This window comes from Rhodanobacter ginsenosidimutans, assembly GCF_042655685.1.
GTDB lineage: Bacteria > Pseudomonadota > Gammaproteobacteria > Xanthomonadales > Rhodanobacteraceae > Rhodanobacter > Rhodanobacter ginsenosidimutans.
Map to the genome: position 1 here is coordinate 83,220 of NZ_JBHSMM010000007.1, position 24,060 is coordinate 107,279.

Annotated in this window: 8 protein-coding genes; 1 reads left to right on the plus strand and 7 read right to left on the minus strand. The window is 69.0% G+C overall.

The window, feature by feature from the left end:
• Positions 1 to 47: 47 nt before the first annotated feature.
• Together gnd and ACFPK0_RS16580 are read right to left on the minus strand one after the other, a co-directional pair.
• Positions 48 to 953: a phosphogluconate dehydrogenase (NAD(+)-dependent, decarboxylating) gene (gene gnd, locus ACFPK0_RS16575; protein WP_056083667.1), complete on the minus strand. Its 906-nt coding sequence runs from the start codon at positions 951 to 953 to the stop codon at positions 48 to 50.
• A gap of 62 nt (positions 954 to 1,015) precedes the next feature.
• Complete coding sequence (locus tag ACFPK0_RS16580) at positions 1,016 to 2,350, minus strand: glucoamylase family protein (RefSeq protein ID WP_056083665.1); 1,335 nt, start codon at positions 2,348 to 2,350, stop codon at positions 1,016 to 1,018.
• 157 nt (positions 2,351 to 2,507) lie between these two features.
• Between ACFPK0_RS16580 and ACFPK0_RS16585 the strand changes: the two genes are divergently transcribed.
• The gene (locus ACFPK0_RS16585) at positions 2,508 to 6,419 is read left to right on the plus strand and encodes a GH36-type glycosyl hydrolase domain-containing protein (RefSeq protein WP_377342323.1); all 3,912 of its coding nucleotides are present in this window, start codon (positions 2,508 to 2,510) and stop codon (positions 6,417 to 6,419) included.
• A 167-nt stretch (positions 6,420 to 6,586) separates the two neighbouring features.
• On the opposite strand, the gene ntrC is transcribed toward ACFPK0_RS16585, so the two are convergent.
• From ntrC to ACFPK0_RS16610, 5 genes are all read right to left on the minus strand, one after another.
• Positions 6,587 to 7,981: a nitrogen regulation protein NR(I) gene (gene ntrC / locus ACFPK0_RS16590; RefSeq protein WP_056083659.1), complete on the minus strand. Its 1,395-nt coding sequence runs from the start codon at positions 7,979 to 7,981 to the stop codon at positions 6,587 to 6,589.
• The gene (locus ACFPK0_RS16595) at positions 7,974 to 8,975 is read right to left on the minus strand and encodes a two-component system sensor histidine kinase NtrB (RefSeq protein ID WP_377342326.1); all 1,002 of its coding nucleotides are present in this window, start codon (positions 8,973 to 8,975) and stop codon (positions 7,974 to 7,976) included. The genes ntrC and ACFPK0_RS16595 overlap by 8 nt, the downstream gene beginning before the upstream one ends.
• A gap of 57 nt (positions 8,976 to 9,032) precedes the next feature.
• Positions 9,033 to 13,268 carry an OmpA family protein gene (locus ACFPK0_RS16600; protein ID WP_377342328.1) on the minus strand — a complete coding sequence of 1,412 codons (4,236 nt, stop codon included), beginning with the start codon at positions 13,266 to 13,268 and terminating at the stop codon, positions 9,033 to 9,035.
• Positions 13,265 to 21,100 (minus strand): SdrD B-like domain-containing protein, encoded by a 7,836-nt coding sequence (locus ACFPK0_RS16605; protein ID WP_377342330.1) that lies wholly within the window; start codon positions 21,098 to 21,100, stop codon positions 13,265 to 13,267. The genes ACFPK0_RS16600 and ACFPK0_RS16605 overlap by 4 nt, the downstream gene beginning before the upstream one ends.
• 474 nt (positions 21,101 to 21,574) lie before the next feature.
• Positions 21,575 to 24,040, minus strand: a complete 2,466-nt coding sequence (locus tag ACFPK0_RS16610) for an ATP-binding protein (RefSeq protein ID WP_377342332.1) — start codon at positions 24,038 to 24,040, stop codon at positions 21,575 to 21,577.
• Positions 24,041 to 24,060 lie beyond the last annotated feature (20 nt).

The following is a 24,060-nucleotide window of genomic DNA, read 5'->3' on the forward strand; positions in this document are numbered from 1 at the left end:
CGGCTGAAGCCGCTCCTACAGGGAGAGGAACCTCCCAGCGAACCCGATCATTCCTTCTTGATCGCGTGTCCGCCGAATTCGTTGCGCATCGACGACAGCAGCTTGTCGGTGAACGACTCGGTGTCGCGCGAGCGCAGGCGGGCGATCAGCGACAAGGTGATCACGGGCGCGGGCACGTTGAGCTGGATCGCCTCGTCCACCGTCCAGCGGCCTTCGCCGGAATCGGGCACGTAGGGCGCGATGCCGTCCATCTTCGGGTTCTTGGTCAGCGCGTCGGTGGTGAGGTCGAGCAGCCACGAACGCACCACGCTGCCCTGGCGCCAGATCTCGCCGATCTGCGCCAGATCCAGGCCGAACTCCTGCTTATGCTCCAGGATGGAGAAGCCTTCGGCATAGGCCTGCATCATGCCGTACTCGATGCCGTTGTGGACCATCTTGGTGAAGTGGCCGGAGCCGACCGGACCCACACGGCCCCAACCCGCATCCTTGCCCGGCGCCAGCGTCTCGAAGATCGGCTGCAGACGTTTCACCACCGCCTCGTCGCCGCCGACCATCATGCTGTAGCCCTCGGCCAGGCCCCACACGCCGCCGCTGGTGCCGCAGTCGACGTAGTCGAGCTGGTGCTCGCGGTACAGCGCGGCGCGACGCAAGGTGTCGTTGTAATTGGAGTTGCCGCCATCGATCACGGTGTCGCCGGGGGACAGCAGCGACAGCAGCGTGTTGACGGTGTCATCGGTGATCGCGCCGGCGGGCACCATCAGCCACACCACCCGCGGCGCTGGCAGCGCCTGCACCAGGGCCTGCAGCGAATCGGCGCTGGCCGCACCCTTGCCTTCCAGCGCCTTGCGCGCGTCGACGTTCGGGTCAAAGCCGGTGACCTTGTGGCCGCCACGCAGCAACCGTTCGGCCATGTTCGCGCCCATGCGCCCCAAACCCACCATGCCAAGTTCCATCGCACTACTCCGTCACAGAAAACAAAAAAAGGGCGCGCCACACGGCAGCACCCGGGAAGGCATTATCGCGTATGCCGATCGGTATCCAGCCAGCCACCGCTGAAACCGGCGCGGCGCAGGCCATCGATGATGTAGCGGCAGCCACGCATGAGCTGCCACGGCAGGCCGCTGCGGTAATTCTCCACCATCAGCAGGATCGGCCCCAGATTCAGGCCGAAAAAGTACGGCGACACCCAGCCATCCAGCGCCATGCCGGGTTTGTCGACGTAGCTCTGGTTGAAGCTGGCCTTGAAGCCGTAGGGATGATGATCGTGCAGCTGCAGCGTATGGATGAAGTGGTGCACCGCGGGCAACACGACCTCCGGCGCGAACGGCAGCGAGGCCACCACCGCCCATGGCGCCAGCGTGCCGTCGTCGATACCGAACGGTGCGCCGCGGCCCTGGTAATCGTAAAAGTGCCGCTCGATGCCGTTGACCTTCAACGTGGCCGGGCCGGGGCCGTCGCTGGCGGTGATGCCCCAGCAGTCGGCGCCGTAGCCCTTGAAACCCAGCGGGTTGTCGATGGCATAGCGTTGCTGGATCAGGGTGGCGCGGCGACTGTTCTCGAAATAATCGATGCCCTTGCCGCGCATGAACGCGTCCTGGATACCGCGGAAATCGATCCACGCATGCGACAGCTGATGGGTGAACAGCGGCCCCGCGTACAGGTAATCGAGGTCGTAGCAGTGCTTCCATTCGTAGGTGCTGGCCCAGGCCGCGTACGCGCTGGGCGGCAGCGGATGGGTGGGCGAACCCAGCGCCAGCACGTACAGCAGCAGCCCTTCGTCATAGCCCTGCCAGCGGTGCGGGATGAAGCCGCTTTCCGGATGCCAACCATGGCCGATGGTGCCATCGGCGGCTTGCGCCCAGAGCCAGTCGGCGCGTTCGTACAAGGCGTGCGCGATCTCGCGTACTTCCTTCTGCTCGGCGCTGTCGTCGTTGAAATACGCGGCCGCGGTCAGCATGCCGGCAAACAGGAAGGCGCTGTCCACCGTGGACAGCTCGCATTGCCAGGCGCGCCGGCCCGTCTGCATGTGCAGGAAGTGGTAGTAGAAGCCGCGGTAGCCGGTGGCGTCCGGTTCCGGCCCTTGCGGGCTGTCACGAAAGAAACGCAGCGTGGTCAGCACCCGCTGCAACGCCTCCGCGTGGCTTAGCAGGCCGCGTTCGACCGCCACCGGATACGCGCTGAGCGCCAGCCCGGTGGCGGCGATGCTGCACGGCCAGTCCGGCGCGGTCTTGTCCGATACCAGGCCGTTCAACGGGTTGGTTTCGTACTGGAAATACGCAAACGCCTTGCTCTGCAGCCGCTGGAACAACGGGTCGGGCCGGAGCGGCGGGCTGGACGGGGACGAACGCATGGATCGGGGAGTGGCCTGTCTCGCTGCAGGAAGTCGGCGGCGGATCGCGTGGCCGATGAGCACGGCATGGTACCCCCCACCGCGATGAAACGCAGGTTGACGCGGCCGATGCTGTTGTCGGCGCATCATCGGGGACCTGTTCATCACAGGAACCCCGATGTCGCCATCTTCCCGCACCATCGACCCGCGCCAGCACTGCCTGCTGTCCAACGGCAAGCTCAGCGTGATGCTGAGCGCGAACGGCTCCGGCTACACCCGCTGGCGCGACCTGGCCGTGACCCGCTGGCGCGAGGACCCGGTCAGCGACCCGTGGGGCAGCTACCTGTTGTTGCGCGACGAGGACAGCGGCGAGGTGTGGTCGCTGACCCAACAACCCGGCGCCAGCCGCACACCCGACGACGCGGTGGAATTCGGCATCGGCCACGCCCGCTTCAGCCGCCGCCACCACAGCGTGCACAGCGAGCTGGAGGTCGCGGTGGCATCGGACTCGGACACCGAACTGCGCCGCGTCACGCTGAGCAATCACGGTGACCGCACACGCATGCTCACGCTCACCAGCTACGCCGAACTGGTGCTGGGCACGGCGGCCACCGACGACGCGCATCCGGCGTTTTCCAAGATGTTCGTGCAGACCGAATGGGACGCGGCGCGTGGCCTGCTGCTGGCCCATCGCCGCGCGCGCGACGCCGCTCCCCCCGCGGCGTGGTGCGCGCAGGCGCTGCAGATCGAAGGCCAGCGCGCCGACGGCGTCAGCTTTGAAACCGACCGCGCACGATTCCTTGGACGCGGCCGCACACTGGCGCGGGCACAGGCGATGGCGCCCGGCGCGGCGCTGTCCGGTACGGTGGGCTGCGTGCTCGATCCGGTTTTCGCGCTGCGCCAGTCGCTCACCCTGGTGCCTCGCGGCAGCGTGACGCTGTTGTTGTGGACCACGCTTTCCGATACCCGCGAGGGTGCGCTGGCGCTGGCCGCACGGCTGACCGAAGCCGGCGCTGCCGCGGCCTTGTTTGATGGCGCCGCCCGCCAGGCCGAGGCGGAACGGGCGCGGCACGGTATCGACACCGCCTGCGCGGCCCGCTGCGCGCAGTGGTTAAGCGCGCTGCTGGTGGCCGACACCGCACAACGCGCGCCCGTCGATCAATTGCCCCGCGGCCGCGGCGGCCCACCCACCTTGTGGGCCGCCGGCATTTCCGGCGATCGACCGATCGCCCTGCTGTACGTGCGCGGCACCGACACGCTGGTGCGCGTGCGCGAGCTGCTGCAGGCGCAGGCCTGGTGGCGCAGCCAGCGACTGGCGGTGGACGTGGTGCTGCTCGATACCGCCGCCGGCGACAGCGCGCTGCAGCAGGCGTTGACGCCACTGGTCGAGGCGCAACAGGCGCGACTGGCGGTCGACGATGGTGGGCCGAAGGCGCAGCTGTTCGTGCTGCAAGACGACACTCTCGCCACCGAACTGCGGCAAGGCTTGCTGACCGTCGCACGGCTGGTGCTGGACGCCGCCGAACCGGTACCGCACATGCCCGATGCACCGGCCGCCGCCGTCGCAGCACCGCCGATCCGCGCCAGCACCCCGGCCGCACCGCCGGCCGCCGCCAGCGCCGAACGATCGGAATTCGCCAACGGCAGCGGCGCCTTCGTCGACGATGGCCGCGCCTATCGCATCGATCTCGATGACGGCCGCACCACGCCGGCGCCATGGGTGAACGTGATCGCGAACCCTGCGTTCGGCTTTCTGGTGTCGGCCGAGGGCGGCGGCTACGCGTGGTCGCTTAACAGCCAGCAGAACCCGCTGACGCCGTGGCCGAACGATCCGGTCAGCGACATGCCGCACGACGTGATCTACCTGCGCGACCAGGACACCGGCGATGTGTGGAGCGCCACGGCATTGCCGATCCGCGTGCCCGGCGCCCATTACACCGCCACTCACGGCAAGGGCTGGAGTCGCTTCCGCAGCGACGCCCACGGCATCGAAGCCGACCTCGTGCAATGCGTGCCGCTGGCCGATCCGGTCAAGCTGTCGCGACTGCGCCTGTGCAACCATTCGGCGCGCACGCGGCAATTGTCGGTGACCGGTTATGTGCAATGGGCGCTGGGCGCCAACGGCAGCACGCCGGCGCCGTTCGTGATCACCGCGCATGATGAGGCCACCGGCGCGATGCTGGCGCGCAACCCGTGGCGGCCCGATTTCGGCGAGCGCGTGGCGTTTTTCGACATGGCGGGGCAGCAGCAATCGATCAGCGGCGACCGGCGCGAATTCCTGGGTGAACTGGGCACGGTTGAACATCCCGCCGCGCTGCACGACGGCGCGCCGCTGGCCGGTCGCGTGGGCGCCGGGCTGGACCCCTGCGGCGCGCTGCAGACGCGCATCGAATTGCCGCCGCACACCCAGGTCGACCTGCTGTTCCTGCTGGGCGACGCCAGTGCCGAAGCCGAGGCGCAAACGCTGATCGACCGCTACCGGCGCATCGACATCGACGACGTGCTGGTCGCCGTGGCCGCGCAATGGAGCGACGTGCTCGACGCGGTGCAGGTGCGCACGCCCGATCGCGCCCTCGACATCCTGCTCAACGACTGGCTGCTGTACCAGGTGCTGGCCTGCCGCCTGTGGGCGCGCACGGCCTATTACCAGGCCAGCGGCGCGTACGGTTTCCGCGATCAATTGCAGGACGTGATGGCGCTGTGCGTGAGCCGCCCCGACGTGGCGCGTGAGCAGTTGCTGCGCGCCGCCGGTCGCCAGTTCGCCGAGGGCGACGTACAGCACTGGTGGCTGCCGCCGCAGGGCCAGGGTATCCGCACCCGCATCAGCGACGATCGACTCTGGCTGGTCTACGTGGCCATGCACTACGTGCGCGTCAGCGGTGACGACGCCGTACTCGACGAAGCGCTGCCATGGCTGACCGGCCCGGCGATCGAGGACGGCGCGACCGACGCGTTCTTCCTGCCCGGCCACAATGACGACGTGGCAAGCCTGTACGAACACACGGCGCGCGCGATCGACAGCAGCCTCGCCATCGGCGCACATGGCCTGCCGCTGATCGGCACCGGCGACTGGAACGACGGCATGAACGCGGTGGGCGCCGCCGGTCGCGGCGAAAGCAGCTGGCTGGCCTGGTTTCTGCTGGCCGCCATCGCGGCGCTGGCACCTGTCGCCGAGCAACGCGGCGATGGTGAACGCGCCCGCCGCTGGCGCGACCATGCCGACACCTTGCGCCAGGCGTTGGCGCAGGCATGGGACGGCGCGTGGTACCGGCGCGGCTATTACGACGACGGCACGCCGCTGGGTTCGGCGCAAAACGACGAGTGCCGCATCGACACGATCGCGCAATCGTGGAGCGTGATGGCCAGCGCGGGCGACCCGGCCACGATCGACCGCGAACGCGCTACGCAGGCCATGGCGTCAGTCGATCGGCTGCTGGTCGATCACACCGATCAGGTGGCGAAACTGTTCACCCCACCGTTCGACGGCGGCCCGCAGAACCCCGGCTACATCAAGGGCTACCCGCCCGGCGTGCGCGAGAATGGCGGCCAGTACACGCACGGCGCGATCTGGTCGATCTTCGCCTGGGCCGGTTTGGGCGACGGCGACCGCGCCGGCGATTTATTCAGCCTGCTCAACCCGATCCACCACAGCGCCAGCGCCGAGGCCGTGCAGCGCTACAAGGTCGAACCCTACGTCGTCTGCGCCGATGTCTATGCGGAACCCCCGCTCGTCGGCCGCGGCGGCTGGACCTGGTACACCGGCTCCGCCGCGTGGCTGTATCGCGCCGGGCTGGAAGCATTGCTGGGGTTCCAATTACGCGGCGAGCAGTTGCGCATCGACCCGTGTATGCCGAAGCACTGGCCAGGCTTCACGCTCACCTATCGGCATCGTGGCAAGCAGCACGTCAGCTGTTACGAGGTCAGCGTGGAGAATCCGCAACGGGTTTGCCGGGGCGTGCGGGCGATGGAAATGGACGGCCAAACGCTGGATGCCGGCAAGGCCGTGGCGCTGGTGGACGATGGGCGGGTGCACCGGTTGCGGGTCACGCTGGGCGCTAAGACTCCTCTCCCCCTTGGGGGAGAGGATTGAGGAGAGGGGTCGGTGCTTGCGGGGAGGCCGGGGGGGTTCGGCGATGCGAGCAAGCTTCGTTGAGCTTCCCCGCGGCGTGTGCCCCCTCTCCCTACCCTCTCCCCGCAGGGGAGAGGGGATTACGGTTTCTTTGTGGCGTTGAGGTGCAGCGTTTGCGGGAAGCCCCCTCAAGACGACTTGCGCGTCCGCGACGTCCCGAGTTTGCGGGTCAGCGTGTTGCGGCCCACGCCCAAGGCTTGCGCCGCGTTCTGCCGGTGGCCATCGCAGGCCTGCAATGCCGCCTGGAGCAGGGTCTGGTCGAGCGCCTCGCGGGCGCGGGCGTGGATTTCGACTTCGCCGGCGGCCAGGGCTTCGGCGGCCCAGTCGCGCAGGGCGTCGGTCCAGTCACCGCCGCTGGGCGCGCTGCGCATGCCGTCCAGGTCGGTGGGCAGGATTTCGCTGCCGGGCGCGATCACCGCCAGTCGCCGGCACAGGTTTTCCAGCTCGCGCACGTTGCCGGGGAAATCCCGTTGCGCGATCAGTTTCAGCGCGGCCTTGGAGAACCGCTTCGGCGGTAGCTTCAGATCCTGCGCCATCGCCGCCAGGAAATGCCGCGCCAGCAGCGGGATGTCGCCGCGCCGGTTGCGCAGCGCGGGCAGTTCGATGCGCACCACGTCCAGCCGGTGCATCAGGTCGGCGCGGAACAGGCCCGCGGCCACGCGCGCGGACAGGTCCTGGTGGGTGGCCGCCACGATGCGCACGTCGCCGCGGATCAGTTCGCGTCCGCCCACGCGGTAGAACTCGCCGCCGGCCAGCACACGCAGCAGCCGCGTCTGCAGCGCCAGCGGCATGTCGCCGATCTCGTCCAGGAACAGCGTGCCACCCTCGGCCTGTTCGAAGCGACCGGCCACGCGGCGCAGCGCGCCGGTGAACGCGCCGGCCTCGTGGCCGAACAGTTCGCTTTCCAGCAGCTCGCTGGGGATGGCGGCGGTGTTGAGCGCCACGAAGGGTTTCTGCCGGCGTGCGCTTTCCTCGTGCAGCGCGCGCGCCACCAGCTCCTTGCCGGTGCCGGTTTCGCCGGTGATCAGCACGTTGAGGTCGCTGGCGGCCACGCGGCCGATCAGCCGGAAGACTTCGCGCATCGGCGCGCTTTCGCCCAGCAGGGCATGGTTGGATGCCACCGGTTCGACGATCGGTTCAGCCGGTGCCGCGGCGCTGGCCAGCGCGCGCTGCACCACCGCCACGGCGTGGTCGAGGTCGAACGGCTTGGCCAGGTAGTCCACCGCGCCGGCACGGTAGGCGGCGGCGGCGGTGGCCACATCGGTGAAGGCGCTCATCACGATCACCGGCCCCACGCCCAACTCCTGCAGTTCGCGCAGCAGGCTCAGGCCATCCTCGCCGGGCATGCGCACGTCGGTCAGCAGCAGCGCGGGCCGGTCGTCGTGCAGCGCCGTGCGGACGGTCTCCACCTCGCCGAACTCGCGCACTGCCAGGCCGGCGTCGCGCAGCACTTCGGCCAGCACGAAACGCACGCCGCGGTCGTCGTCGACGATCCAGATTTCCGGTGCCGGGGTATCAGTCATGGCCAGACTCCAGTGGCAGGTACAGCGAGAACACGGTGTCGCCGGCGCGGCTGATGTAGCGCAGTTCGCCGCCATGTTCGTGGGCGATTTCGCGCGACAGCGCCAGGCCCAGGCCGGTGCCGTCGACGCGGCCGGACACCAGCGGTTCGAACAAGGTGTCGCGCAAGGCCGCGGGTACGCCGGGGCCGTCGTCGGCCACGTCCACGCGCAGCGCCATCCGCGCCACGCCCTCGCCCAGGCGCAGGCCGTACTCGGCGCGGGTGCGCAGGGTGAGCGTGGTGGCGCCGGCTTCCAGCGCGTTGCGGGCCAGGTTCAACAGCGCCTGCTGCAGGCGGTCGGCGTCGCCGTGCAGGTCGGGCAGGCTGGGGTCGTAATCGAGCCGCAGCCGCGGCGGCTGCGGCTCGGCCTGCAACAGGTCGGCGACGCGCTGCAGCGGCTGGTGGATGTTCATCGGCGCCAGCTTCGGCGCACCGTCGTTATGCAGCAGGCGGTTGGCCAGCGCACCAAGGCGATCGGCCTCATCGATGATCAGGCCGGCCAGCGCCTGCAGGTCCTCACTGGTCACGCGCCGCTGCAGCAACTGCGCAGCACCGCGCAGGCCGGCCAGCGGATTTTTCATTTCATGCGCGAAGCCACGCAGTGTGGCCGACAGCGGCGACTGGCCGGACGGCGATTCGGCCAGCGCGTGCGCCTCCAGCAACAAGCCGCCATCGAGTGGTTGCAGGGCGATGTCGACCCGCGTTTGCCGGCCGCTCACAGCGGTCAGTACCACTCCACGCAATTGCACCGGCCGCTGCTGCGCCAGGCTCCGCTGTGCCTGACGGGAGGCGTCGCCGAGCAAAGCGGCCAGGGGTTGCCCCAGCGCGCTGCGCGGCCCCCACTCCAGCCATTCGGCCAGCGCGGGGTTGATCCATTGCAGGCGCATGTCCGTGTCGACCACGGCCAGGCCGGTCGCCATCTGCTCCGCACACGCCTGCCAGTCGAGGTCGCTCATTGCACCATTGTGGGCAATGCCTTCGATTGGTGCAATAGGGCGACTTCAGACCTCTCGCTAGAAGGTGGACAGCACGTTTACGAACACGCCCCGATGGTCGTAGGAAAGGTCGGTGAGGCTGTCGGAGAAGTCGGTGAAGTTGTAGCCGACGCCCAGTTTCACGTGCTTCGCCAATTGGCGGTACACACCCACCAGCACGCCCTTCTTGGTGTCGCCCGCCTCGCGCGCATGCAGGCGGCGCAGCTCCACCAGCCCGCTCCAGTGGCGTACGAAATGCCACTCGCCGCGCAACACCATCAGGTCGGCCGTGCTGTCGAACCAATCGCCGGCAGTGCGCGTGGGCTTCAGGCTGCCCCAGCGGTAACCGTACTTGGCGCCGATCGACAGCCACGGGTTGACGTCGTAGATGGTGTCGATCGAGAACACCTGGTTCTTCTGGCTGTAGTCGGCCACGGTGCTGGCATACAGGTTGGAACCGCCGCCATAGCCGGACGAGGGCGAAAGCTGCCCCGGCGACGGCAGGTCGTACATGTAGGTGTATTTGACCAGCGTGTTCCAGCGGTCGTTGTCGACCGGGCGGTAGGCCGCGCCCAGTACGCCTTCGGTGTAGTCGCCATCGAAGAACACGCCCTGGCTGGAACTCGAGCGCGCCATGTCCAGCTTGCCCAGCAGGCGCCACGCGGGCGAGAGCTGGTTGCCCAGCGTGTTGCGGGTGAGCCAGGAGGTGCGCCGGCCGGACAGCTTGCCGTCCTCGTAGCGGTATTCCAGGCTGGAGGTCCACTTGGTGACGTCGTCCTTGTACGCCAGCGAGACTCCGGCGGCCTGGCGGTGCATGTCGCCGGCCAGCGGATCGCTGACCGTGCCCTGCTCCAGCTTGAGGCCGGTGGTCCAGCGGTCGCTGGCGGCCAGGTCGATGCCGAACGCATGCACCAGGCTGTCCTGCCCGCTGCCGGTGGTTTCGCGCGATTCCTGGTACACGCTGACGCGGTCGTTGAGCTTGCTGCGCACGCCGCCCAGCAAGGTGCCGAAGCGGCCGCGATAGGCCAGGTCCGGCCGCTCGGTTTCCATCAGGTATTGCGCATAGGCATTGCTGCGATCGTTGATGCGGTAATCGGTGCCCAGCTTGCCGCCCACGCCGCCGTCACCGTCGGACACCTCCGCATCCAGATGCATGCGGTCGGTGGCCTGCCAGCCCCCGCCCAGACCGGCGCGGTCGTTGTCGCTGCGAGTGCCGGTGCGCACCATCGTCTGCTGCACGAAGCCGTAGGTATTCCACGCGTTGAGCGCGGACGGTGTGGTTACCACCGGTGTTGCATCGACCGCTTCGGAGGCGTAATCCAGCCGCGCGATGGCGTCGGTGCGGGTGCCGTTTTCAGCCAGGATGTCGCTGCGGATCAGCGTGGTGTCGGCCACGCCACGGTTCTCCGAGCGCATCCCCAGGCTGCCGGTCCAGTGCGGGGCCAGCCGTTGGCGTACCGAGGCTTCGCCCACGCGCATGTCCTGGCTGGGTGCATCGCGGCGATCCGCCTTCAGCGAGATATCGGTGCGCTCGCCCAGCGGCAGGTCGGCGCGGGCGCCGGCCTGGCGGGTGGCTTCGCCGCCCAGGGTGATCTGGCCCGGCGCGGAGAAGCCCGCGTCGCGGTCCTGCCAATAGGCGCTGACCTGTCCGCGCGAGTTCTTGACGAAATCAGCCAGCGACAGCGCGCCCTCGATGCGCTGCGCCCAGGACAAACCACCGACATCGCCAGCCGCCTGTTGCTGGAAACCGAAACCGCCGTCGATGGAGTTGAAGCTGCCCAACCCGTCGCCCTTCGAACGTGCGGACTCCGCGCGCAGGAAAGTGCCCGGCTTGTAGCGCAGGGTGGCGTCGAGCCCGCCCAGGCTCTGGTCGGTGCCATCGCCGGCCTGGTGGTAACTGGTGGCGCCCAGGCGGAAATGGTCGTTGAACCAGTGCTCGCCGCGCGCGCCGGTGGCGAGCTGGTCGATCGCGGTGATCCCGGGCACGAACTCGTAGTTCACAACCAGGTAGGCCGGGTTGCCGGACAGGCTGCCGGTATGCACCAGCCCACTGCCGTCGGCCACCGAGGAGAGCGGCTCGCGCAACAGGATGCGGCCCTGCAGGTAGCTGAGGTCGTAATCGGCACCCGGCACCAGCAGCGTGCGCTGCAGCACCATGCCCGAGTCGCGGTCGCGGATTTCCACCCAGATGCGTTCGGAGCCGACCGTGACATCCTGCCGGTGCAGGTAGTACAGCGAGCCGCCGGTGCCGCGGAAATCCTCGCGCGAGGCCACCGTGCCGGGATCGGCCGCGAACGCGTTGAGGCTGCTGCGGCGCTCGCCCTGCGTGGTGCTGTCCTGCGATTTCCACAGCAGGTTGGCGCCGTACAGGCCACGGGAATACTGCACCAGCTCGCTGCCGGTCCACGCAGTGAGGAAGTTGCCCCACATCAGCTCGCTGTCGTTCTTCTTCAGCTTGACGAAGAACTTGCCCTGCGTGGGCGCGTCGTCCACCACTGTCGAATCGTCGCCGTATACCGGGTAGTACTGGTCCGGGTCGATGCGCCGCAGCAGGTAGCGCGGGTCCTTGCTGGCGAAATTGCTGAACAGGTCCGACAGCGGCTGCTCGCGCGTATCGGCCGAGGCGGTCAGCTGGTAACCGTTGGCGAACTGGCCTTTCGTATAGAAGGCCAGACGGCCATCGACGAAGCTGTGCTTGGTCTCGTCTTTCAGGCTGGGATCGACCACCAGCGCGTTGGCGCTGGCGCTGCCGTGACCCGCGGTGACATCCGCCACGGCCACGTAGAACCAGTCGTTGCCGGGGATCACGATGTTGCGGCGGTAGCTGGATTCGGTGCCGTCGGGCGTGCGCGTGGTCACCACCACCGCGTGGCTGCCTGCGGGCAGGATCTGCTGCATGGCGAACTTGCCGTCGCGACCCACCGGCACCTGCTCGCCCAGTGCGGCCACCGTGGTGGCGGCATCGTCGACGTGGCCGTTGACGGTCACGGTGCCGCCATGCACGGGGATGTTGGCCACCTCGCGGGTGTTCTCGCCATAGCCGATCAATGCCTCGCGCTCGGCGCTTTCGACGTCGCCGTGCGCGGTGAGGTGCTCGACAAGGGTCAGCGCCTTGGGCGTGGTTTCGTCGAAGCGACCCTTGGCGTCGCTCACCCGCAGCACGTAGAACACTTGCTCGGGCGCGTCGACCGGCGCCTGCCACGGCGCCTGCCCACCCAGCGGGATCGGCAGCACGGCCAGCGGCGTGTCCTGCGTACTCTGGCCACGTTCGAACACACGGATCTCGGCGTGCTCGACCCAGGCGGCGTAGTTGCTCCAACTGCGGAAGACCACCGGCTGGCTGCGCTCGGCGCCGCTGGCGGCCCAGGCGTTGAGTGCCGGTGCGATATCCATCGGGTCGTAGCGCACCTGCAACGTATCGCTGGCCAGCGCCACGTCCACGCAGCGCTCGCGATCAGCCTCGGCCGGCACCTGGCCGTCCAGTGGCGCGCCGTCGACGCTGAGCTGGAACGGTTGCGCCAGCGTGGTGGGGACGCTGCCGTCGGCGGGGCCACACGGCGTTTGTGCCGACGATGCGGGCGCGGTGGCAACGGCGGCCTTGCGCGTGCCCCATACCTCGATGGTGACGCGCCGGTTGCGCGCCATGCCCGCGGGCGTGTTGTTGCTGGCCAGCGGCTCACTGGGACCCTTGCCGGCAATGGCGAACGCGTCGGCGGACAGACCCAGGCGCTGCTTGAGATAGCCGGCCACCGCGGCGGCGCGGGCTTCGGACAGCGCCTGGTTGTCCGGATAGACCGGCTTCAGCCGCGCGCTGATGCGCTGGCTGTCGGTGTGGCCCACCACGATGGCGCGCTCGATCGTATAGCCATCCAGCTCCGCGGCCAGCGCCTCCAGCGAGGCCTTCGCCGCCTGGGTGAGCTCGGCGCGGCCGGAGATGAAATTGGCCTGCGCGTCGTCACCCATCTGGGCCGACACCTGGCTAGGCGTGGCCGGGGGCGGCTGCACGGCATCGGCGCGCATGCGCCGCAGTTCGCTGGGTGCCAGCCCGCTGGCCGCCAGCGTGGCGAGTTCCGCTTCGCTGGAAGGCGGCGCATCCGCGCGCACCACGTCGGCATCGTTTACCACGCGGCCGTGGTGCCGCTCATGACACAGCGCATCGCCATCGGCGCAGGCCGGCATCGCGGCCTGCGCGTACACGGCAAAGCCGTGGTCCAGCGGCGTGCCCAGTGCCAGGCACACCAGCGCGGCAAGGGTCTTGCGGGGAACCGCGATCATGGCTGTACCTCGATGATTTCCTGCTCGACGGTCAGCGGGTACTGACGCCCCTGGCTGTTCCAGTCGTCGGTGATGCGCCGGCGCAGCGCGTCGATCCGCGGTTGTGCGCGGTCGCGGTTTTCGCTGCCGGTCAGGTGGTAGGCGATGCGCACCAGCGAGGGCGTGCCCTGCAAGGTGGCGTAGAGCTTCGAGAGCTGCGCCTCGAACGCCGGCAGCAGGTGCTCGCCGTCGAACGCGGCCGCGTTCACGTCCACCCGCAGCACGCGGTGGATGGTGGCGCCGAAGTTGATCTTGACCATCTTGCCCGCGGTGACGCGCGCGTCGCCGGGGTTCTCGGTGGTGAGGCGATAGCCGGTGGGCAGCGTGCGTTCGTCCAGCTTGATCACGAAGTTGGCGCCACGCTCATGCTCGGGCACTGCCGCGCAAGGGATGTGGTAGCGACCATCCGCGTCGGTGGTGACCAGCAGGCCGCGCGGCGTGACCAGGCGGATGGCGGGTAGGCCGGGTTCGCCCTGGTCCTGGTAGCCATTGCCGTTGCGGTCGTCGAACACCTTGCCGATCAGCTCGGCGCAGTCGAACGTGGGGTCGGGCACGATGCGCACGGTGGCGGTGCCCACGTTGGACACCACGCGGTCGGCGATGGTGTTGAGCGCCCACGCCTGGTTGGTGTACTCGCCCTCGCCCACGCCGGTGCCGACGATCAGCACCAACTGCACGCTGCGGGTCTGATTGGGGCCGAAGCTGAGGTCGGGCCAGCTCAGCTCGCGACCGCGAATCTGCGGCTCGCGGGCCACGCCGTCCACGCGTGCGCTGCCGCTGCGATATTTGAAGCCCGCCGGTACCAGATCACGCGCCGCGATGCTGCCCAGCGGCACCGCCAGCGTATTGGTGATCTCGATCGTGTACGGCACCAGGTCGGCCTTGGTCACGTTGACCTTCGACGTGGACTTGCGCACGCGCAGCGCGCCCTGCAGCACCGGGTCGATGGGTACGTGGTTGCCGGTGACGCCAGCCGAAAGGCCGTTGAGCACGAAGCTCAGGTAATACGGCGGCAGCTCGCCCTCGGACGGCGGACCGGCCAGCGGCGACACGTGGTATGGCGTATTGCCCGCCGGTACCGTCAGCGCGTTGGCCGCCGGTGCATGGATGCCCGAAGGCGCCGGCAGGTAGCCGGTGGGCGATTCGATGCGCAGGCTGTACGCGCCTGCCGGCGCGCCTGGCAACAGCAGGAACTGGTAGTAGCCGTCGGTATCAGTGGTCTGGGTGACGTTGCCCGCGCCGCCAGCAAGGTATTGCGGCGGCACCGGCTGGCCGGAGGGGTCGATCAGGGTCACCCGCACGCCGGCCAGCGGTTTGCGGGTAACGCTGTCGTAGACCACGCCGCTGGGATCGACCGGCAGGTCCTGCCCGATCACCGCCACGCCCGAGCCTACCGTGACGCCGGTGATCGCGGGCATGGCGGCGTCATGATCGACCGTGCCGTTCCATTGCGGATCCGGGCCTTGCGACACCGGATAGCCGTAATGCACGCCATTGGGGCTGAGGAAGCGGATCTCGTAGCCGCTGGCCGCCGGCACGTCGGTGATCACGTAATGGCCGGCCGCATCGGTGCTGACCGCATCCACGCCGGGCACGCGCTTGCCGTTCTGGTACAGCTCCACCTGCCAGCCGGCGAGACTGGTCTCGCCCGGATCCTTCGCCACCGGGTTGCCAGTGGGCTGGTTGAGCCAGGCGGTGCCGGCGATGCTGCCGTCGGCGCCGGTGAGTTCGGGGAAGTCGTAATTGCTGGCGTGGCCGCCGGCCGGCAGCGCGATCGCCACGATGGCGTTGGTCGCCGCGGTGCCGCCCACGTTGCCCACGTGCACGCCGCCGTCCTTGTACAGCAGCGGTTGCGTCTCGCCCACGACGTAGTTGCCGCCCACCAGGCCCACGAAGCGGTAACGGCCGTCGGCATCGGTGACCGTGCTGCGGCTGGCGTCGCCCGACAGCGTCATGGCGATGCCGGGCAGGCCCGGTTCACCGGCGTCGCGCTGGCCATTGGCGTTCTTGTCGAAGAACACCGAACCGGCCAGCACGCCGCCCTGTTCGAGGAAGTCGTAGCCGGTGCCGGCCGCACCGGACGTCAGCACGATGGCGGAGATGGCGTTGGTCGCCGTGCTGCCACCGAGGTTGCCCGCGTGGCTGCCGATGTCGGCCAGCCCGGCCGGTTGCGTCTCGGTGACCACGTAGGTCCCCGGGCGCAGGTGGTCGAAGCGGTAGCTGCCGTCGGCGGCGGTGGTTGCTGTCTGGCTGACCGCGTGGCCCTGGTCGTCGGTGCCGGTGAGGGTCACGGTGACGCCGGCCAGCGCCTCGTCTGCGCCCAGTACGCCGTTGCCGTCCACGTCGTCATACACGCTGCCGGCAAGGGAGCCCGGCGCCAGCTCGGGGAAGTCGAAACCGGCAAACGCCTTGGCCGGATCGAACGCGATGGTGCCGATGCGATTGGTGGTGGCGATGTCGCAGCTGGCGCAGGGCGCACCGTCGACCATGCCGGGCACCGCCTTGCCGTCCAGGTAGCCCGCGGGCTGCGTTTCGGTGACGGTGTAGCCGCCGGGGCCGGCATGGGTGAGGCCGTCGAACACGTAATTGCCGTCGGCCCCGGTGACCGCGCTGCGATCCACCGCGTTGCCGTCCACGTCGGTGCCGGTGAGGCGCACGGTGACGCCGGCAATGCCCTTCTCGCCCGCATCGCGCACGCCGTCGTTGTTGGCATCCACGTAGGCGCTGCCCGCAATGCCGCCGGTCAATTCACCGAAGTCGTACGCGCTGCCCTGCCCGCCCGCCGCCAGCACGATGCCGCCGATGGTGCTGGTGCCGGCGGCGCCCGCGCTGCCACCCAGGTTGCCCGGGTGTTCCAGGCCGTCGGCATAGGCGGAAGGTTGGATTTCGGTGAGCGTGTAGCCGGCGCCGTTGGAGGGCAGCAGGTCATTGAACAGGTAGCCGCCACTGGCATCGGTGATCGCCGTAAGGCTTACCGCCGTGCCGTGCACGTCGGTGCCGGTCAGGCTGACGCTGACGCCCGCGATGCCCGGCTCACCGGCATCGCGCACGCCATTGCCGTTGCCGTCGATGTAGACGCTGCCCGCCACGCGGCCCGCGCGTTCGCCGAAGTTGTAGTTGGTGCCCACCTGGGCCACGCCCAGCGGGATGGTGGTGATGCGGTCGTTGCCCGCCAGCGAGCCGCCCAGCGACCCCACGCTGTCGCCGCCGTCGAGGTAGTCGGCCGGCTGGGTTTCGTCGATGCGCCAGCTACCCGCCGGCAGGTCGGCGAACAGGTAGGCGCCGCTGCCATCCGTGCTGATGGTGACGGCCGCGCCGCCGCCCAGCGGGGTGGCGGTAAGCGTCACGCCCGCGATGCCCGGCTCGCTGGCATCACGCACGCCGTTGCCGTTGCTGTCGACGTAGACGAAGCCGCCCAGGCCCTGGCCCAGTTCGCCGAAGTTGTAACCGCTGCCGCTTTCGCCGGCGGCCAGCGTGATCGCGCTGACGCTGTCGTTGCCCAGCGTGCCGCGCGGCGTGCCGCCCACGACGCCGACGCTGTCGCCGCCGTCGTCCCACACGGGCGGCTGGGTCTCGGTGACGGTGTAGCTGCCCGGGCGCAGGTTGTCGAAGTGGTAGGCGCCGCTGGCGTCGGTGGTGGTGGTGAGGCTGACCGCCGTGCCGCGGTCGTCGGTGCCGGTGAGGGTCACCGTGACGCCCGCGATGCCAGCAGTTTCGCTGCCGTCGCGGCTGCCGTTGCGGTTGGAATCGACGTAGACGAAGCCGGAGATGCCGGTCGGCGGCAGCTCGCCGAAGTTGAATGCGGCGCCGGCCTGGCCCGCGGTCAGCGTGATGGTGGCAATGCTGTTGCCGTCAGCGGCCGCGGTGCCCGCGGTGGCGGTGCCGGTGCCGGGCGTGGCGCGGCCGGGCAGGAAGCCGGCGGGCTGGGTTTCGGTCACCGTATAGGTACCCGGGCGCAGCGGGCCGAAGCTGTAGCTACCGTTCGCGGCGGTAGTGGTGGTGAGGCTGACCGCGCCGCCCAGGTCATCGGTGCCGCTGAGCGCCAGCGCCACGCCGGCGATGCCGGTTTCCCCCGCACCGCCCTGTGCGCCGTCGTTGTTGAGGTCGCGGTAGACCACGCCGGCCAGCGTGCCCTGCGTGTACTCGCCGAAGTTGTAGCCGGTGGCGCTGGTGTTGGAAGCCAGGGTCACGCCGCTGATCTGGTCGCCCGGCGTGGCCAGGGCGGTGCCGCCGGCGCTGCCCGCGCTGTCGCCGCCGTCCAGCCAGGTGGACGGCTGGGTCTCGGTGACGGTGTAGCTGCCAGCCGGCAGCTTGCTGAAGCTGTAACTGCCGTCCGCCGCGGTGGTGGCGGTGAACGTGACCGCCGTACCGTCGGGCGCGGTGCCGGCGATCTTCACCGTGACGCCGGCGATACCCGCTTCGCCGCCATCGCGGCTGCCATTGCTGTTGGCGTCGTTGTAGACGTGGCCGGCCAGGCTGGCCGTCTGCAATTGCACGTCGCCGGAGTTGGTGTTGTTGCCGGGCACCTCGTCCTTGGACACGGTGCTGATCGTGGCGCTGTTGGTAAAGCTGGTGGCGCTGGCCGCGGTGATGATCACCGGCACGTTGATCGTGGCGCTGGCGTCAATCGCGACGTCGTCGCCGAAACTGCACACGAAGCTGGCCGCGCCGGCGTTGCCCGTGCACTGGGTGGGCGGCAGCGAGGGGAAATCGGACGCGTTGCCCAGTGTCACGCTGGGCACACCGGCCAGCACCATGCCCGCGGGCAGGTTGTCGCTCACCTGCACGGCGTCGCCCACGCCGGGGCCGTGGTTGGTGACCTTGATCTGGTAGTTGAACGCCTCACGCAGGCCCACCGTGCCGGGCGTGGCGGTCTTGCTGACCACTGCCATGTCGGCTTTCGGGCGCACCGTGGTCTTTTCGGTGACGACGTTGTTGCCCGGCTGGCTGTCGAAACCGGCAACGGTCTCGTCCGAGCTCACGGTCAATACGTTGTCCTCGGTGCCCTTGGCTTCGCCCTTCATCGTCACGGTGACGTTGAGGCTGGCGCCGGACGCCAGACCGCCCAGTTGGCAGTCGACGGTGCCGCCGGTGGCGCCTACCGCCGGCGTGGTGCAGGTGGCGCCAGCGGGGGCGGCGATCGACACGAAACTCAGCCTGGTCGCCGGCAGCACATCGGACATGTGCACGTTCTCGGCGAACGAGGGGCCGTTGTTGGTGACCCGCAGCGTGTAGGTCATCTGGTCGCCGACGGCCACCGGGTCGGGGTTGTCGACCACGTTGCCCAGCAGGTCCAGCGCGGGCACCGAGACGGGCGTGTCGACCGAGGCGCTGTTGTTGGTGGCGTCGGTTTCGACGGTGGCGGTGCTGATGGTCACGCTGTTGCTCAGCGTGGTGCCGCGCGTGCCGGTGTTCGGGCGGACCTTCACCGTCACCGTCTGCTGGCCGCCATTGCCGATGCTGCCCCAGCTGCACGCCAGCGTGTTGTTGGCGCCGATGATGGTGGCCCCGGCGGCCGGCTGGGTGCCGCAGGTGCCGCCACCGTTGGCAACGGCGGATTCGAACGTCACGTCCAGCGGCAAGGTATCAATGATGCCGACGTTTGCTGCCCGACTGGGGCCCGCGTTGCGCGCGGTGACCACGTAGGTCAGCGTCTGGCCGGCCACCGCGGTTGTGGGCGTGGCGCTCTTCGTCACGCTGACGTCGGCACGCGGATCGATCTGGCTGGAGGCGTCATCGCCGTTGTTGGCGTAATCCGGATCGGCGGTGGTGTTGGATACCGCAAGGGCGCTGTTGGTGCGGGTGCCGCCGTCGCCGCCCGGGCGCACGCGCACGGTCACCACCGGGCAGGTGCTGCCCTGCACGCAAACCGGCAGGCTGGTGAAGCTGCAACTCAGCGCGCGGCGGTTGGTGCCTGCGGCGCTGGAACTGCAGCTGCCGCCGGTGGCGTTGCCCGCGGCGATGGTGGCGTCGATGAAACCCTGGCCGGTGGCGCCGGCGCCGTTGTTGATGAGCGTGTCGAGCGTATCGCTCAACACCACGTTGGCCGCGGCGACCGGGCCCGCGTTGACGATCTCCAGCGTGTAGGTGAGCACGTCGCCAGCCGGCACCGTGGCGGGGCTGACGCTCTTGTGCAACTGCAGGTCGGCCGATTCGGTGGAAGGCTGCACGCCCACGCCCGAGCTGGCGCAATCGTTGCCGCTGTTGCCGTCGGCAGCGGGAATGTCGCTGCCGTTGGTCGTGGCCGAGGCGCAGACCGAGTTGCTGTAGCTGCCATCGCTGGCGGCGCTGACTTCGTAGCTGACCTTGGGCGTATTGCCGCCCACCGCCAGCCCGGCGCCGGTGTACGCGCGCGTGCAGGTGATGGTGCGGTTGCCCGCGGTGGCGGTGAACGGCGCCGCCGGCAGGCAACTCCAGCCGTTCAGGGCGGTGTAGCTCTCCAGCGTGATGCCGAGCGGCAAGGTGTCGGTCATCACCGCATTGCCGACCAGCGCGGCGGGGCCGTCATTGCCCATGCCGATAGTCCAGCTCCAGTGCGAGCCGGCGCTGGCCAGCGCGGGGTTGGGGCCGGTCTTGCTGGCGCGCAGGTCGGCGGTGGGTGCCAGCACATCGAGCGTGGTCTGGCCGTTGTTGTTGACCGGGTTCGGGTCGCCGGTGCTGCTGGAGACCTCGGCCTGGTTGATCACGCCGTTGCCCGTGCCTACCGCCCTCACCGACAGCACGATGTCGCCGATGCTCACGTTGTTGCCAGCGGCGCTGCCGCCGGAAGCGCGCGTGCAACTGAGGTTCTGTCCGCTGACCGAGCAGGCCCAGCCGTTGCTGTTGAACGACGCGGGGCTGAGGATCTGGAAGTTGGCCGGGACGGCGTCGTTCACCACCAGGTTTTGCGGGATGTCGCCGGTGTAGAAGGTCTTCAGCGTGTAGGTGAAGTCGGTGCCAGTGAGCACCACCGGGGACACGCTGGCCTGCTTGACCAACCGGAGGTCGCTGCCCGCAGTGACCGCGGTATCGACAGTGGCGGTGTCATTCGCGTTGTTCGGGTCCTGCGGCGCGGCGCCGGAGGTCACCGTGACCGTCGCGGCAAAGGTCACCGTGGAGCCGCCCGCGGTGGCGACGATGCCGTTGATGGGGCCGATCATGCGCGAGCCGCCGCTGGCGATCGTGCCCGACACGTCGCAGGTCAGCGTCGAGCCCGCCACGCTGCAGCCGGCGGGCAGCGAACCGGAAGGGACGAAGCCCGTGGGCAAGCCTCCGCTTACGCGGACATTGGTGGCGTCGTCCGGCCCGGCGTTGGCAACCGTGAAGGTATACGCCAGTGCACCGCCGGCCTGCACGTCCGGGGCGCTTGCCGCCAGCGAGAGGCCCAGGTCCGCGCCGCGCGTGACCGTCGTCTGCTGGCCGATGTTCAAGTTGTTGGACGTATCCGTATCCGACTCGATCGACACCACCGAGGCGATGGCATTGATCAGGCCCGCCGTCGGCGCGCGCACCTGTACGGTCACCGTGGCCGTACCGCTGGCGGCGATCGAACCCAGGTTGCAGGTCAGAACGCCGCCCACGGGTGCGGAACAGGTGCCCTGGGTACTGGTGCTGCCTACGTAGCTGGTGCCGGCCGGCAGGTTGTCGGTCAGTACCACCGCGCTGGCGCCGGTGCTGCCGTTGTTGTCCACTCGCAGCACGTATTCCACGATGCCGCCGGCGGGTACCGGGTCGAAGCCGGTATCGCTGTGGTTGAGCACCAGGTCCACCGCTGCGAACGCCTGCGCGCTGCACAACATCGCGGCCAGCGCCATGACGGCGCGCCACGTGTGCCTGGCCGGTCTGCGCGCGGCTGGTGAGGTACCGCGGCGACGGAACAAACCCTGCAATTGACTGGACATGGACCCGGCTCTCGCTGCTGCGCGCGCGCAGGCTGGCCTGCACGGCAAACCGGTGCGCCTTCCGACGTGCCGGTTTTCGATCGACAAAACACGCCCATCCAGCCGTTGCCGGCCGGTTGGATGACTTGGGAGGAGCCCCCTGAAGGCTTTGCCCGAGGCGCGGGCGTGGACGATGGAATCGACCACGCAATGCCGCGCTGGCGCATCCTAGCCGTATTGCGCAGCGTAAAGAACGCGTTATTGGGCGACTCTATGTCACGAAGGTCGTGACAATATTTGCGAATCTCAAAAGCTGAAATGGACGGAGTTCACTATCCGCGCGATTTGGCGGAGCACCCCACTTTTGCCGCAACACACGCCTGCAGGCGCGAAAAGCGGCAATTTTTTTCAGCCGTCGGTATCGCCGTGCCCGGCTCCACCCTGGGAGCGGCGGGCCGAGCCGGCCGCGCGGGCGCGAGAAGACTCCTTGTCGCCCTGGCCATCGATCGCCAGCTTGGCGGCCAGCGCGTCCACCCGCACCAGCAGTTCGCTCGACGCCACCGGCTTCAGCAGGCAATCGTCGAACGAGAGCGCCGAATCGAAACCCACTGGACGCTGCGGCGGCGCAGCGGAACACAACACGACCGGAAGGCTGGGCCATTGGCGGCGCACCGCGGCCAGCAGGCCCCAGCCATCCAGGCCATCCATGCGCTGGTCGGTGAGCACCAGCGCCACCTCCTTTTCATGCAGCAGGCGCAGGGCGGCGTGGCCGTCGGCCGCGGCCAGGGCCACGAAGCCGCTGCCATCGAGCAGGTCGCACAGCAGCTCGCGGTTCTGCACCTGGTCGTCCACCACCAGCACCACCCGGCCGCCGCCATCCACCGTGCCGGCCGGCAGGTCGGTACCCGCCTCGATCGCCTCCTCCCCCGCCAGCGACAGGTGCAGCTCGAACGAGAACCGGCTGCCGCCACCGGGCGCGGCATCGATCTGCAGGGCCGAACCCATCAGTTGCAGCAACTGCGCCACGATCGACAGGCCCAGCCCGCTGCCTTCGTGGCCGAGTGCATTGCTGCCGCGGGTGAACGGCAGCAGCAGGCGGGCGCGGTCGTCCGGCGCGATGCCGATGCCGTTGTCCCGCACCGTCACCCGCAACCGGACCTGGTCCGGCGCCGGCGCCGGCTGTACGTCCACCGCGAACTCGATGCGGCCGTCGCGGGTGAACTTGGCCGCGTTGCCCAGCAGGTTCGCCAGCACCTGCCGCAGGCGGCGGAAGTCGGCCACCACCACGTGCGGCAGACGCGGATCCAGGCGGCACTCGAAACGGTTGCCGCGGCGGGCCGCATCGCGCTGCGCCTGGTCCGCCACGTCGTGCAGGAAGCTGTGCAGATAGCCGGGTGCCTCCACCAGCTCCAGCTCGGCCAGCTCGTCGCGGGAAAATTCGACCAGTTCGTCGATCAGCTCCATCTGCTGGCGCGCGCTGCGCTCGATCGCGCGTGGGAAGTCCTTGCTGTCCACGCCCGCTTGCCATTGCCGCGCTGAATCGAGCATCGCCGCCAACGGCGCGCGCAGGTCGTGCCCGATGCGCGCCAGCAGGCCGCTGCGCGCCCGCAACGCCTGCTGTAACTGGCCCGTGCGCAGGCTCACCAGTTGCTCCAGGCGGATGCGGTCGGTTTCGCGCTTGCGCTCCAGCGCCGCCTTGGCGCGCAGCTCGTTGCGTCGCGCTTTGGCGATCTGGCTGATCAGGGTGGCGATCAGGATCACTCCGCCCGGCAACACGGTGACCGAAAACAGGTGGTTGTCGGCGGTGTAGAACGTATGCAGACCCACGCGATACGCCGCCCGCATCAGGGGCTCCATCAGGCCCAATGCCAGCAGGGTGGGTGGAAACCAGCCCAGCGCACGGCGGCGCCACTGGATCACCAGCACCACGATGAACAACAGCACCGCCACCCGGTCGATCCTATGCACCATGAGCTGCCACAAGCCCGGCTCGATCCAGGGGCTGGCCAGCGCCAGCAGCAGATAGGCGAAGCGGAAGGCCGCGAACGCACGACCAAAACCGCGGTGCAGGCGCGCCACCCGAAACACGTCGCAGAAATAGAGGTTGCCCGCGAAAAACGTCATCGCCACCGCGCAGCGGGTGAGCCAATTGTTGAACGCGCCATTGCCGGGCCACAGGTGCACGTAACCATAGTTGTAGAGCACCGCCACGTAGATCGTGTACGACAACACCGCCAGCGCCAGGTAGATAAGCCGTGGCCGGCGGAACACCCGGCCCAGCGCCACGCCGAAACACACCAGCAGCAGCATGGCGCCAAACACCGCACCGTCGACCAGGCTCTCGAACACGGCCGCACGCTCGAACGCGTGTTCCGACCACAGTTGCGGGGTGAAAGCCATGCGTCGCCCGGGGCTGCTTATCCGCAACAACACGGTCGAATCGCCGTCATCCGGCAAGACCAGGGGAAATACCGGCTGCCGCACCGGCACCGACCAGGCCGCCAACGGATGGCCGGCGCCGGCGACCTTTTCCGTCCAGCCCCCAGCCGGACGTGGCAGGAAGGCGCGCACATCGTGAAGTTGCGCAGGGCCGGCCAGCAACCAGGCAGAGCAGGCAGTGTGCGACGGATTGCGCAACCGGATGCGCAACCACCATACGGATGCGCTGTAACCGGGCTGCAAGGTGCGTACGCTGGCAGGGGTCCAGTCGGCGGCATGCAGCGCGGCGTCGGGGGTAAGTACGCCCTGCGGGTCCTCCAGCACCTCGGTCATCGGCGAGAGGTCGCGGCTGGTTACCGCGCACGAGGGCACGGCAGCGTGCGCCAGTAGCGGCGTGAGACCCAACATCAGGGCAAGCAGCAGACCTCTTACCATCCGCCCCGCCGGCACTGCCA

What these genes read in the sequence shown, in the direction of transcription:
- gnd (WP_056083667.1), bottom strand. Translation starts at nt 953, where the DNA reads ATGGAACTTGGCATGGTGGGTTTGGGGCGCATGGGCGCGAACATGGCC.
- ACFPK0_RS16580 (WP_056083665.1), bottom strand. Translation starts at nt 2,350, where the DNA reads ATGCGTTCGTCCCCGTCCAGCCCGCCGCTCCGGCCCGACCCGTTGTTC.
- ACFPK0_RS16585 (WP_377342323.1), top strand. Translation starts at nt 2,508, where the DNA reads ATGTCGCCATCTTCCCGCACCATCGACCCGCGCCAGCACTGCCTGCTG.
- ntrC (WP_056083659.1), bottom strand. Translation starts at nt 7,981, where the DNA reads ATGACTGATACCCCGGCACCGGAAATCTGGATCGTCGACGACGACCGC.
- ACFPK0_RS16595 (WP_377342326.1), bottom strand. Translation starts at nt 8,975, where the DNA reads ATGAGCGACCTCGACTGGCAGGCGTGTGCGGAGCAGATGGCGACCGGC.
- ACFPK0_RS16600 (WP_377342328.1), bottom strand. Translation starts at nt 13,268, where the DNA reads ATGATCGCGGTTCCCCGCAAGACCCTTGCCGCGCTGGTGTGCCTGGCA.
- ACFPK0_RS16605 (WP_377342330.1), bottom strand. Translation starts at nt 21,100, where the DNA reads ATGGCGCTGGCCGCGATGTTGTGCAGCGCGCAGGCGTTCGCAGCGGTG.
- ACFPK0_RS16610 (WP_377342332.1), bottom strand. Translation starts at nt 24,040, where the DNA reads ATGGTAAGAGGTCTGCTGCTTGCCCTGATGTTGGGTCTCACGCCGCTA.